Genomic DNA, 12,343 nt, shown 5'->3' with positions numbered 1-12,343 from the left:
AGCCGTGTTCGAATCTGCCGAAGCCGGTCACCGCCTTGCCCGAAGCGTGTTCGAGCGGGAGCTGCCTCGGCTGCGCAAGCGCCTCATCGATGCCCAGTACGACTGGCTCACCCAGGCGCCGGCGGCGCTGTTGATCCTCATTCACGGCATGGACGGCGCCGGCAAGGGCGAGACCCTCAACGTCCTCAACGCCTGGATGGACGCGCGCCACATCAGCACCTGGGGCATCGGCAAGCCCAGCGCAGAGGAGAAGCGCCGCCCCGAATTCTGGCGCTTCTGGCGCCTGCTGCCGCCGCGGGGCAAGACGGCCATCCTGTCCGGTTCCTGGTACTCCCAGGCCCTCAAGCCCGGCCGACGCGACAAGGCCCGCCTGGAGCGCATCCGCCGTTTCGAGCAGATGCTTGCCCGGGAGAAGGTGGTGATCCTCAAGTTCTGGCTGCATCTGTCCAAGGCCGCACAATACGCCCGTCTGCGGGAACTGGAACGGCGCAAGGCCACCCGCTGGCGCGTGACCAGGCGCGACTGGAAACACCACGCCCGCTACGAGCGCTATCGGACACGCGCCGCCGCCGTGCTGCGGGCCACCGATGCGCCCCACGCCCCCTGGATCGTGGTGGAAGCCACCGACGCCCGCTGGCGCCACCACACCGTGGCGACGCGGGTGCTGCAAGCCATGACGGACGTGCTCGACGCGCCGGCACAGACACCGGCACAACCCGGGCCGGCGGAACTGCCCATGGTGGATCCCCAGCGCGACACCCTGATCCTCGACCGGCTCGATCTCGGTCTCCGTCTTGCGCGCCCCGATTACGAAAAGGCCCTGGAGCGCTGGCAGAACCGCCTGGCACGCCTGACGCGCGCGGCCGCCTTCCAGGATCTCGCGGTGGTGGCGGTGTTCGAGGGACCGGACGCCGCGGGCAAGGGCGGCACCATCCGGCGCATCACCGCGGCGCTGGATGCCCGCATCTACCGTGTCATTCCCATTGCCGCGCCCACCGACGAGGAACGTGCCCACCCCTATCTTTGGCGTTTCTGGCGCCATGTCCCGCCCCGGGGCCGCATCGCGATCTTCGACCGTTCCTGGTACGGACGCGTGCTGGTGGAACGGGTGGAAGGCTTCGCCACGCCCGCGGAATGGCTGCGCGCCTATGGCGAGATCAACGATTTCGAGGCGGAGCTCACCGCCGGCGGCATCCTGGTCGCCAAGTACTGGCTCGCCATCAGTCACCGCGAGCAGCTCGCCCGCTTCCGGGCGCGTGAGAAAACCGGCTACAAGAAATACAAGATCACGCCCGAGGACTGGCGCAACCGTGCGAAGTGGGATGCCTACCAGCGCGCCGCCTGCGACATGTTCGACCGCACCAGCACCGAGCTCGCCCCCTGGCTGCTGGTGGAAGCGGAAGACAAGCACTACGCGCGCATCAAGGTGCTCAAGGATCTGTGTCGGCGCATCGAAGCGAAGCTCAAGTGATAGCTGGCCGCCACCCCTACCAGTGCAGCGCCCGCAGCCGCGCCGTCTTCTTCTGCTGGTGGGCCTGCATGCGTGCCACCACGTCGTCGAGCAGCGCGATGGCGTCCAGCACGAAGGGACCCTTGTTGATCATCACGCATTCGGCGCGCTCGGCCATGGCGGCGTCGGTGATCTCGGCGCGGGAGGGCTGGCCGCGCTTCACCAGCCCTTCCAGCACCTGGGTGGCCCAGATCACGGGCACGTGGGCGGCCTCACACAGCCACAGGATTTCCTCCTGGATTTCCGCCAGCCGCTCATAGCCGATTTCCACCGCCAGGTCACCGCGCGCGATCATCACGCCCAGGGGATGACGCCCCGCCCCGTGCACGATGATGGCGGGGAGATTCTGCACCGCGCCCCGGGTCTCGATCTTGGCGACGATGCCCAGCCCTGCCGCGTTGCGTTCGGCAAGGGCCGCCACCAGCTGGTCCATGTCGGCGGCGGTCTGCACGAAGGAGTAGCCCACCATGTCGGCATGGCCCACGACGAAATCCAGGTCTTCCAGATCCTTGTCCGTGAGCGCCGGCAGCGCAAGGTCGCTCTCAGGAAAATTGAGGCCCTTTTCCGGCTGCACCTTCTCCCCCTCGGGACGGGCATGCACGATGCGCAGCAGCGCGCCGTCCCCATCCAGATGCTCTATGCGCGCGCCGATGCGGCCCTCGTCGATCAAAACCGGTTCCCCTTCCTTCAGGTAGTCGAATACCTGGGCGGGCAAACAGGCGATGTGGGCGAAGGCCGGCTCCCGCCCGCCCGTCCCGTTCCAGCCCGGTTCACCCGGCACGCAGGCGCGCGTGAGGTGAAGATAGTCCCCCTGCCGGACCCGGATCTCCAGGGGTGCAGGCTCGATGGGGCCGCACACGGTGCTCTGTTCTCCGGCGCAAGCGGCAGAGCGCCGCACGAGGCGCGTGCCCGGCTGGAGATAGAAGCCCGCTTCCCCGTCGGCCAGCACCTGGTCTTCCGTCAGCCGCACGCGCACCGTCAGATCCCGCTTGCGGCCCCGTGCATCCACGAAGTGGATCACGTCGCCCGGCACCAGCGTCTTCAGCCAGGCCGCATCCACCGAGACCCGCGCCGGCGTCACCCGCCCCAGGGGATCCTTCTGGGCGGGGCGCCCCGGTGCGCCGCTGCCGTCCAGCACCAGCCGCGCCGGCCGTTCCACGCGGCCCAGGCTGTCCCGCCGGGGTTTCACGTGCACAAGCGCCGGGCCGGGCTTGACCGGGCCGGTGCGCACCCGGGGCCCGGCCAGATCCATCAGCACCCGGCAGCAGCGCCCCGCTTCCTCCGCCGCCCGCCGCACATGGGCCACCATGCGGGCCCAGGTGGAGGCATCGTCGTGGGCACAGTTGATGCGTGCGCAGTCCATGCCGCGCAGCACCAGTTCCCGCACGAAGGGATAATCCGTGGCCGCCTCGCCGGGCAGGGTAACCATGATGCGCACCTCGCGCCGCGCGGGCGGCGGGCCCAGGAGAGCGGCCGTCTGGCGGGCGAGATCCTCGCGGTGATCCATGGCCCGCGCCAGCCTGCGCGCCCGGCCGGCGTCCACGGCTTTGCCCAGCATCAGCTTGAGGGCCTGGTGCAGCGATTCCAGGGCCGGCAGGACATGGCCTTCGGCGCGCCCCAGGGAGGACAGACCATAGGTGGCCAAGCGGGTCTGCAGCGGGCGCAGGTCGTGGCGGCGCAGGATGATGTAGGCGGCGAGGTTTTCCGCGCCTGTCTGGAAGGCGCGGCGCATGAGCCAGGGCTCCCACTCCCGCAGAAGCTCGCGCGCGCCCTGACGCACGGTACGACGCAGCGCCGCCACCTGCTGTTCCAGGTCGGCAAGGGCGGCTTTGAGGTCGGCGGTGGCGTCGAAATCCATGGGGGCGGGAAGGACTCGGCCCGAGCCTACGCCACCTTTGTGACGGAAACGTGACGGCTTCTCCTCGCCTATACTGGGCTCACCGGGAGGCCCCGAGGATGCGACTGCAGGTGCTGGGCGCAAGTGGCGGGATCGGCGGTGACTGCCGCACCACCGCCCTGCGCGTGGATGACGATTGCTTGGTGGACTGCGGCACCGGCGTGGGCGATCTGCCGCTGGCCGCACTGGTGGCCATCGACCACGTGCTGCTCAGCCACGCCCACCTCGACCATGTGGCCCTGCTACCCATGCTGGCGGACGCCCGCGTGGGACGACGCAGCGAACCGCTTGCCGTGTATGCCCTGCCGGAAACCCTGGCGGCGGTGAAGGAATGCCTGTTCAACGACCGCCTGTGGCCGGACTACACCTCCTCCGCCATGCCCTACGTGCGCCTGGTGTCCGTGGCCATCGGCGCCACCCTCGCGCTGGGAGACCGACGCTTCACGCCCCTGCCGGTGCGTCATGCAGTGCCCGCCGTCGCCTGGCAGATGGACAGCGGCGCGGCGAGCCTGGTGTTCTCGGGCGATACCACCTACAGCGAGCCGTTCTGGGACGCCCTCGCCGCCATTGCCAATTTGCGCCATCTCATCATCGAGACCACCTTCCTCAACGACAACGAAGCCGGCTGCGAGGCTTCCGGCCACACCAATGCCCGCCGCCTGGCCCTCGGGCTGGCCCGCCTCAATCGTCCGGTCGAGGTACACGTCACCCACATGGAGCCCGGACGCGAGGCGGACACCTGGGCCGAGGTCCTGGCAAGCTGCGCCCCCTTTGCGCCACGGCGGCTGGAACGCGGCCAGGTCATCGAGTTCTGAGCCCAACGCCTCGGCCGCCGTTTCGGCCTTGGCGGCTGCCGGCCTTTGGTAGAATGCTCATGCTGCGCGACGCGCGGCGTCGTGCCTGTCTGCCATTCCCAAGGTTCCCATGGAAGCCCACGCATCGACTCCCGTCCCAGTGAAAACCCTGCCCAAAATCCGCGCCGTGTGCGTCTTCGGCGGCAGCGGCTTCGTCGGCCAGCACGTGGTGCACCGCCTGCACGAGGCGGGCTATCAGGTGCGGGTGCCGACCCGCCGGCCGGCGCGTGCCAGGGAGCTTCTGGTATTGCCCAACGTGGAGGTGGTGGAAGCGGATGTCCACGATCCTGCGAGCCTGGCGCGCCTCCTCGCAGGCATGGATGCCGCCATCAATCTGGTGGGCATCCTGCACGAGGAACGGGTGGGTCGCGTCGATCTGCCCACGGCGCGGCGGGGCGATTTCCACGAGGTGCACGTGGAACTGCCACGCCGCATCATCCACGCCTGCCGCGCCCAGGGCGTGCGCCGGCTGCTGCACATGAGCGCCCTCAATGCCAACCCGGTGGCGCAAAGCGCCTACCTGCGTTCCAAGGGCGTGGGCGAAGCGCTGGTGCGGGAAGCCGATCTGCCCCATCGCGAACACGAGAACTGGTATCTGGACGGGCCGAAGTTCATCCAGGGGCAGGCCATGGCCACCACGGTGTTCCGGCCCTCGGTGATCTTCGGTCGCGGCGATTCCTTTCTCACCCTGCTCGCCCAACTGGTGCGGCGCCTGCCCGTGATTCCCCTCGCCTGCCCCAATGCGCGCTTCCAGCCCGTGTTCGTGGAGGACGTGGCGCGTGCCTTCGCCGACGCGCTGGAGAATCCCGCCACCTACGGCCAGGCCTACGAACTGTGCGGTCCCAAGACTTATACTTTCCGTGAGCTGGTGCAGTACGTGGCCAGCCTGGAAGGCAGGCGTCCCCTCATTCTTCCCCTGTCGAACCGCCTCTCCTATTGGCATGCCTGGCTGCTGGAACACCTGCCGGGGCGGCTCATGACCCGGGACAACTATTACTCCATGCAGGTGGACAGCGTCTGCCGCTGCCCTTTCCCCGCGCTGTTCGGTTTCCAGCCCATGGCGCTGGAAGCCGTGGCGCCCCACTACATCGGCCCGCAGGCGGTGTGTTCCCGGTACGACGCCCTGCGCCACGCGGCACGCCGCTAGACGCCGTGGGCGCCACACCCAGCCCTGCCGGCAGCCGGCCATGAAGCTCTACATGGTGGGCGGTGCGGTGCGGGACGAGCTCATGGGGCTGCCCGTCTCGGATCGCGACTGGGTGGTGGTGGGCGCCACACCGGAGGAAATGGTGAAGCAGGGTTTTCTGCCGGTGGGCAGGGACTTTCCGGTGTTCCTGCATCCCGTCACCCACGAGGAGTACGCCCTCGCCCGCACGGAACGCAAGAGCGGACGCGGCTACAAGGGATTCACCGTCTACGCCTCCCCCGAGGTGACACTCGAAGAGGACCTGGCCCGGCGCGATCTCACCATCAACGCCATCGCCAAGGACGAGAACGGGCAGTACATCGATCCCTACGGCGGGCGGCGTGATCTGGAAGCGCGCCTGCTGCGCCACGTAAGCCCCGCCTTCGTCGAGGATCCGGTGCGTATCCTGCGGGTGGCACGCTTCGCGGCACGCTTCACGGATTTCACCGTGGCCGAGGAAACGCTGGCCCTCATGGGCGAGATGGTGCGAAACGGCGAGGTGGATGCCCTGGTGCCGGAGCGGGTCTGGCAGGAACTGGCGCGCGGCCTCATGGAAGCGCGTCCGTCGCGCATGTTCCAGGTGCTGCGCGCGTGCGGCGCCCTGGCGAAGATCCTGCCTGAGGTGGACCGCCTGTTCGGCGTGCCCCAGAACCCGAAAAGCCATCCGGAAGTGGATACCGGCGTGCACGTGATGCTGGTGGTGGACCGGGCGGCGTCCCTCAAAGGCAGCCTGCCGGTGCGCTTCGCCGCCCTCACCCATGATCTGGGGAAAGGCGTGACCCCCCGGGAACAGTGGCCCTTCCACGATGGCCACGAGGCGGCGGGGGTCGCCCTGGTGCAGGCCGTCTCGGCGCGCCTGCGCATCCCCCACGACTGCCGCGACTTGGCCGTGCTGGTGGCGCGCTGGCACGGCGAGGCCCATCGCGCCGACGAGGCCGACGCGGAATCCCTGGTCACTCTCCTCACCCGGCTCGACGCCTTTCGCCAGCCCGCACGCTTCCACGCCTTTCTCGATGCCTGCACGGCGGACTACCAGGGCCGCCCCGGCTACGAGGAGCGGCCCATGCCGGGCGCGCAGCGTCTGGCCCGTGCCTTCGAGGCCGCTGCCGCAGTGGATGCCGGTGCCATCGCCCGCCAGCATGAAGGAGGCGAGGCGATTCGCGCCGCAGTATTCGCTGCGCGGGTGGCGGCCGTGCAGGCCGCATTGCAACCGTCCGCGGAGGAAAACACGTGATCGATCTCTACACCTGGTCCACGCCCAACGGGCGCAAGATTTCCATCATGCTCGAGGAATGCGGCCTGCCCTACCGGGTGCACCCGGTGGATATCACCAAGGGGGAGCAGTTCCGCCCGGAGTTCGCCTGCATCAATCCCAACTGCAAGATTCCGGCCATCGTGGACGGCGAAGGCCCGGATGGCGCGCCCCTCACCCTGTTCGAATCCGGTGCGATCCTCATCTATCTCGCGGAAAAGACGGGCCGCTTTCTGCCCCGAGCCGCGCGCGGCCGCTACGAGACCCTGCAGTGGCTGATGTTCCAGATGGGCGGCATCGGCCCCATGTTCGGTCAGGCCCATCACTTCCTGAAATTCGCGCCGGAACCCGTGCCCTACGCCATCGAACGCTACACGCGGGAAGTGCGCCGGCTCTATGGCGTGCTCGATGCGCGGCTGGAGCAAACGCCCTGGCTCGCCGCCGGCGAGTACACCATCGCCGACATCGCCACCTACCCCTGGGTAGCGCGCTGCGAGTGGCACTGCGTGGATCTCGCGGAGTTCCCCCGGGTGAAGGACTGGTTCGAGCGCATCGGCAGCCGGCCGGCCGTCCAGCGGGGCATGGCGGTGCCCGCCTGAGGACCTAAGCCGCGCGGCCGCTGTCCGGAAACAGCCGGTCGCGCGCGGCCTCCGTAACGAGACGCAGTGCCGGATGGCTGATGCGCCGCTCCCCCGTGATGGCGTAATAGGCTTCGCGCACCCCCGTGGCCCGGCCGATTTCCCTTACCCCGTATTGCGCCTCCACTTCCCGCGCCAGCACGGCGGGCGCCGGGAAAATCCCGCGCCCTGCCTCGCCGAAGGCCTTCATCAGGGCCGCGTCGTCGAACTCGCCCACGATGCGCGGCCGCAGCCCCTGGGCCTCCAACCATTCCTCCAGACGCAGGCGCGAGGCGGAATCCTCCCCCGGCAGCAGCAGGGGGGCGCCGTCCAGACAGGCGGGGAAGCGCCGGCAGCCCCGCGCCAGGGCGGGTGCGGCGAAGAAGGCGAGTTCCGAGTCCCCCAGCCGGTGGTTGTAACCCTTCACCCGCACCGTGGCGGGCAGCATGCGGTCCGCCACCACCATGTCCAGGCGGTGCAGGGCGAGTTCCGCCAACAGGCGGTCGAGCTTGCCCTCCTGGCAGACGAGGCGCACCGGCTCGGCGAGTTCCGTCACCGGGGCCAGGAGCCGGTAGGCCACGTTCTTGGGCACGGCATCGGACACGCCCACACGCAGCGGCTGGGCAGGCTCCCCGGCATTGCGCAGGCTGGTCTCCAGCGCCTCGGTCAGGGCGAAGATTTCGTCGGCGTAGGCCGCCGCCCGGCTGCCCGCCGGCGTCAGCGTGAGGCGCCGCCCCACCGGCTGGAACAGCGGCGTGCCCAGACTGTCCTCCAGGAGCTTCACCTGGGCGCTCACCGTCTGGGGCGTGAGGTGCAGGCGTTCCGCGGCGGCGGCAACGCTGCCGCTCTTGGCCACGGTCCAGAAGTAGTACAAGTGCTTCAGGTTGATCATTCGATATTTCCGAATGGTTGTTCACAAATATTCGACTTTAATTCCAGCGCACCGCCCCTACAATGATGGCGTGCCAAATTCTGCTCTGAAAGGAGTCCTGCCATGAAACGAATCCTTTTGTTCCTCGCCACCAACCTGGCGATCGTGGTGATGCTGTCCATCACCCTGCGCATCCTGGGCGTGGAACCCTACCTCACCGCCCAGGGCCTGAACCTGCAGGCCCTGCTCATCTTCGCCGCGGTGTTCGGCTTCGGCGGCGCCTTCATTTCCCTGCTGCTCTCGAAATGGAGCGCCAAGATGGCGGTGGGGGCCCGGGTGATCGACCAGCCCCGCACGGAAGCCGAGCAGTGGCTGGTGGAGACGGTGCGCCGCCAGGCCCGCCAGGCCGGCATCGGCATGCCTGAGGTGGCCATCTACGATTCGCCCGAGGTGAATGCCTTCGCCACCGGCTGGAACAAAAACAGCGCCCTGGTGGCGGTCTCCACCGGCCTGCTCCACTCCATGACCCGGGATGAGGCGGAGGCGGTGCTGGGTCACGAAGTCTCCCACATCGCCAACGGCGACATGGTGACCCTGGCCCTGATCCAGGGCGTGGTCAACACCTTCGTGATGTTCCTGTCGCGGGTGATCGGCCACACGGTGGACCGGGTCGTCTTCAAGAACGAGGAAGGCCACGGCCCGGCATTCTTCGTCACCATGATCGTGGCGGAGCTGGTCCTGGGCCTGCTCGCCTCCCTCATCGTCATGTGGTTCTCGCGCCAGCGCGAGTTCCGCGCCGACCGGGGCGGGGCGCAGCTGGCGGGCCGCCACAAGATGATCGCCGCCCTGGAGCGCCTGGCCCGGGTGCACACCGCGCCCCTGCCGGACAAGATGGCGGCCTTCGGCATCGCCGGCGGCATTGGTCATGGTCTCAAGCGGCTGTTCATGACCCACCCGCCGCTGGAGGAACGCATCGCCGCTCTGCGCGCCCTGGGTTGATTCCGTGGACGGCGTGAGCGTCGGCACCCCCGCCCTCTGGGCGGGGTTCGTTTTGTTCGTCCTGGCCATGCTGGCCGTGGACCTGTTCCTGTTGGGCGGGCGCGCGGCGCACCGGGTCTCGTTCCGGGAGGCCCTGGGATGGAGCATCGTCTGGGTGCTGCTCGCCCTCGCCTTCTGCGCCCTGCTCTGGTGGCATCTCGATGGCACCGTGGGCCGCGCGGTGGCCAACGCCAAGGCGCTGGAGTTCCTGACGGGCTATTTCATCGAGAAGTCCCTGTCAGTGGACAACATCTTCGTCTTCCTGATGATCTTCGGCTATTTCGCCGTACCCGCCGAGTACCAGCGCCGGGTGCTGCTCTACGGGGTGCTGGGCGCCATCGTCATGCGCGCCGCCATGATCCTCGCCGGCGTGTGGGTGGTCAGCCAGTTCCACTGGGTGCTTTATCTGTTCGGGGCATTTCTCGTCATCACCGGCATCAAGATGCTGATCTTCGCCGAGCACGAGCCCAGCCTGGACAGCAACCCGGTGCTGAAATGGATGCGCGGCCACCTGCGCATCACGACGGGCTACCACGGCGAGAAGTTCACCGTGCGGCAAGACGGCGTGCGCTGGTTCACCCCCCTGTTTCTCGTGCTGGTGCTGATCGAGACTTCGGATCTGATCTTCGCGCTGGATTCCATTCCCGCCATCTTCGCCATCACCACCGACCCCTTCATCGTGTTCACCTCCAACATCTTCGCCATCATGGGGCTGCGGGCGCTGTACTTCCTGCTGGCGCACATGCACGCGCGCTTCCACCTGCTCAAATACGGCCTTGCCCTGGTGCTGGTACTGGTGGGCGCCAAGATGCTGGTGGCGGATTTCTACAAGGTGCCGACCGGGCTCGCCCTGGGCGTGGTGGCGCTCATCATCGCCGCCTCCATGCTCGCCAGCCTGGCCGCGACCCGCTCCGGGCAGCGCGCCTCCCGGAGCGACTGAGCAGCCTGCTCCGCTATAATTCGCTCTTTGCGCCGGCCCGGCCGGCAAGGGGAGCGAACATGGACAAGCCGCTGGTGGGCGTGGTGATGGGCAGCACCTCCGACTGGGAGGTGATGCAGCACGCCTGCGCCATGCTCCGGGAACTCCACGTGCCCCACGAGGCGCGCGTGGTCTCCGCCCACCGCACCCCGGACCTGCTGTTCGAATATGCCGAAACCGCGGCCGGTCGCGGCCTGAAATGCCTCATCGCGGGCGCGGGCGGCGCGGCCCACCTGCCGGGCATGCTTGCCGCCAAGACGCGCCTGCCGGTGCTGGGCGTGCCCGTGCCCTCGCGCCATCTCAAGGGCATGGACTCCCTGCTTTCCATCGTGCAGATGCCCAAGGGCGTGCCGGTGGCCACCTTTGCCATCGGCGAGGCGGGGGCGGCCAATGCCGGCCTGTTCGCCGCAGCCCTCCTGGCGCTGGAGGATTCCGCCCTGGCGGCGCGGCTGGAAGCCTTCCGCGCCCGCCAGACCGAGGCGGTGCTGGCCATGAAGCTGCCGGAGCAGCCATGACGGCGGGCATGATCCTGCCCGGCGCCACTCTGGGGGTGCTGGGCGGCGGGCAGCTGGGCCGCATGTTCACCATGGCGGCGCTCACCATGGGCTACCGGGTGCTGGTGCTGGACCCGGACCCGGACAGTCCTGCCGGCCAGATCGCCACCGAACACCTCCGTGCCGACTACCGCGACGCGGCTGCCCTGGAGCGCATGGGCCGCGAGTGCGCCGCCGTCACCACCGAATTCGAGAACGTGCATGCCGACAGCCTGCGCCTGCTGGCCCGGCATACCGTGGTGCGTCCCTCGGGGGATGCAGTCGCCATCGTCCAGGATCGGGCCCGGGAGAAGACCTTCCTGGCCGAGGCGGGCTTTCCCACTGCGCCCTTCGGCCTGGTGCCGGACGCGCAGGCGCTACCGCAGGCGGCGGCGCGCACGGGATTTCCCGCCCTGCTCAAGGTGAGCCGCTTCGGCTATGACGGCAAGGGCCAGGCGCGCGTGGAAAACCTGGATGAGGCGCGCGCCGCCTTCGCCGCCATGGGCAACGAACCCTGCGTGCTGGAGGCCTTCCTGCCGCTGGCGGCGGAACTGTCGGTGGTCCTGGGACGCGATGCGGCCGGGCGGACCGCCTGCTATCCGGTGGCGGAGAACCGCCACCGCAACGGGATCCTCGACATCAGCATGGCGCCGGCGCAGGTGAGCCCGGCGGTGGCCGAGCAGGCACGCGCCATGGCGGTGGCCATTGCCGAAAAGCTCGACTACTGCGGCGTGCTCGCAGTGGAATTCTTCCTGCTGGAAGGCGACCGGCTGGTGGTCAACGAAATCGCGCCGCGTCCCCACAACAGCGGCCATTACACCCTGGATGCCTGCCTCACCAGCCAGTTCCAGCAGCAGGTGCGAGTGCTGTGCGGCCTGCCCCTGGGCGACACGCGCCTGTTCTCGCCGGTGGTGATGGTGAACCTGCTGGGGGATGTGTGGCGGGATGGCGCGCCCGACTGGAGCGCCCTGCTCGCCCACCCGGACCTGAAACTGCACCTCTACGGCAAGCGCCAGGCACGGCCCGGACGCAAGATGGGTCACTTCAACGTCGTCGCACCCACCCTGGAGGCGGCACTCGCCACGGCGCTGGCCGCCCGTGCCGCCATCGGCGTGGAAGGCCCGCCGCCCAACGTGCGCGAACCCGCTGCCTGACCCCGGAGTGTGCCCATGGCTGGTTTACTGTCCGACTGGAACAAACGCGCCCTGGCCTTCACCGAACACGTGGGGCTGTTCATCATCGCGGTCGCGACGGTGATCGCCACCGCCCAGGAAGTGGCCACCATGATCGAGGCGCGCCACGTGCGGCTGGCGGATCTGCTGCTGCTCTTCATCTATCTGGAAGTACTGACCATGGTGGGCCTCTACTATGGCTCGGGCAAGCTGCCGGTGCGCTTTCCCCTCTACATCGCCATGGTGGCCCTGGCGCGCTATCTCATCCTCGACATGAAGGAGATGGATGTCTGGCGCATGCTCGCGGTGACCGCGGCGATCCTGCTGCTGGCGCTGGCCGTGCTCGCCATCCGCTACGGACACACGCGCTATCCCTATCCCCAGGACGATGCCCATGCGGAACTGCGTCCGCCCCACCGCCATGAAGGCTGAAT

Annotated in this window: 12 protein-coding genes; 10 read left to right on the top strand and 2 right to left on the bottom strand. The window is 68.6% G+C overall.

The window, feature by feature from the left end; all coding sequences use genetic code 11:
• Positions 1–4: 4 nt before the first annotated feature.
• On the top strand, positions 5–1,471 hold the full coding sequence (gene pap / locus ACZ42P_RS10665) for a polyphosphate:AMP phosphotransferase (protein WP_464897522.1): 1,467 nt from the start codon (positions 5–7) through the stop codon (positions 1,469–1,471).
• Between the two features lie 16 nt (positions 1,472–1,487).
• On the opposite strand, the gene ACZ42P_RS10660 is transcribed toward pap, so the two are convergent.
• Positions 1,488–3,368, bottom strand: coding sequence for a pyruvate kinase (locus tag ACZ42P_RS10660; RefSeq protein ID WP_464897521.1), 1,881 nt, complete (start codon positions 3,366–3,368; stop codon positions 1,488–1,490).
• Positions 3,369–3,466: 98 nt separating this feature from the next.
• On the opposite strand from ACZ42P_RS10660, the gene ACZ42P_RS10655 reads away from it, so the two are divergent.
• The 4 genes from ACZ42P_RS10655 to ACZ42P_RS10640 all read left to right on the top strand — a co-directional run bounded on the left by ACZ42P_RS10655 (position 3,467) and on the right by ACZ42P_RS10640 (position 7,298).
• A complete protein-coding gene (locus ACZ42P_RS10655) occupies positions 3,467–4,222 on the top strand; it encodes a 3',5'-cyclic-nucleotide phosphodiesterase (RefSeq protein ID WP_464897520.1) in 756 nt (251 codons plus the stop codon).
• Between the two features lie 139 nt (positions 4,223–4,361).
• Positions 4,362–5,408 (top strand): complex I NDUFA9 subunit family protein, encoded by a 1,047-nt coding sequence (locus tag ACZ42P_RS10650; protein ID WP_464897519.1) that lies wholly within the window; start codon positions 4,362–4,364, stop codon positions 5,406–5,408.
• A gap of 40 nt (positions 5,409–5,448) precedes the next feature.
• Positions 5,449–6,681, top strand: a complete 1,233-nt coding sequence (locus ACZ42P_RS10645; protein ID WP_464897518.1) for a multifunctional CCA addition/repair protein — start codon at positions 5,449–5,451, stop codon at positions 6,679–6,681.
• Positions 6,678–7,298: a glutathione binding-like protein gene (locus tag ACZ42P_RS10640; protein ID WP_464897517.1), complete on the top strand. Its 621-nt coding sequence runs from the start codon at positions 6,678–6,680 to the stop codon at positions 7,296–7,298. The genes ACZ42P_RS10645 and ACZ42P_RS10640 overlap by 4 nt, the downstream gene beginning before the upstream one ends.
• A gap of 4 nt (positions 7,299–7,302) precedes the next feature.
• Here the strand turns inward: ACZ42P_RS10640 and nhaR are convergent, their stop codons facing one another.
• On the bottom strand, positions 7,303–8,208 hold the full coding sequence (nhaR, locus tag ACZ42P_RS10635) for a transcriptional activator NhaR (RefSeq protein WP_464897516.1): 906 nt from the start codon (positions 8,206–8,208) through the stop codon (positions 7,303–7,305).
• 102 nt (positions 8,209–8,310) lie between these two features.
• Between nhaR and htpX the strand changes: the two genes are divergently transcribed.
• The 5 genes from htpX to ACZ42P_RS10610 are packed head-to-tail and all read left to right on the top strand — an operon-like array spanning position 8,311 to position 12,341.
• On the top strand, positions 8,311–9,186 hold the full coding sequence (gene htpX / locus ACZ42P_RS10630) for a protease HtpX (protein WP_464897515.1): 876 nt from the start codon (positions 8,311–8,313) through the stop codon (positions 9,184–9,186).
• A 4-nt stretch (positions 9,187–9,190) separates the two neighbouring features.
• The gene (locus ACZ42P_RS10625) at positions 9,191–10,165 is read left to right on the top strand and encodes a TerC family protein (RefSeq protein WP_464897514.1); all 975 of its coding nucleotides are present in this window, start codon (positions 9,191–9,193) and stop codon (positions 10,163–10,165) included.
• A 59-nt stretch (positions 10,166–10,224) separates the two neighbouring features.
• Positions 10,225–10,719 (top strand): 5-(carboxyamino)imidazole ribonucleotide mutase, encoded by a 495-nt coding sequence (gene purE / locus ACZ42P_RS10620; RefSeq protein WP_464897513.1) that lies wholly within the window; start codon positions 10,225–10,227, stop codon positions 10,717–10,719.
• A complete protein-coding gene (locus ACZ42P_RS10615; RefSeq protein ID WP_464897512.1) occupies positions 10,716–11,891 on the top strand; it encodes a 5-(carboxyamino)imidazole ribonucleotide synthase in 1,176 nt (391 codons plus the stop codon). Before purE ends, ACZ42P_RS10615 begins: the two co-directional genes overlap by 4 nt.
• A gap of 15 nt (positions 11,892–11,906) precedes the next feature.
• A complete protein-coding gene (locus ACZ42P_RS10610; protein WP_464897511.1) occupies positions 11,907–12,341 on the top strand; it encodes a phosphate-starvation-inducible protein PsiE in 435 nt (144 codons plus the stop codon).
• The last annotated feature ends 2 nt before the right edge of the window (positions 12,342–12,343 follow it).

The sequence above is a fragment of the Thiobacter subterraneus genome, from assembly GCF_055379455.1.
The sequence above is the reverse complement of the archived record's forward strand: the minus strand, read 5'-3'. Positions and strand labels throughout refer to the sequence as shown.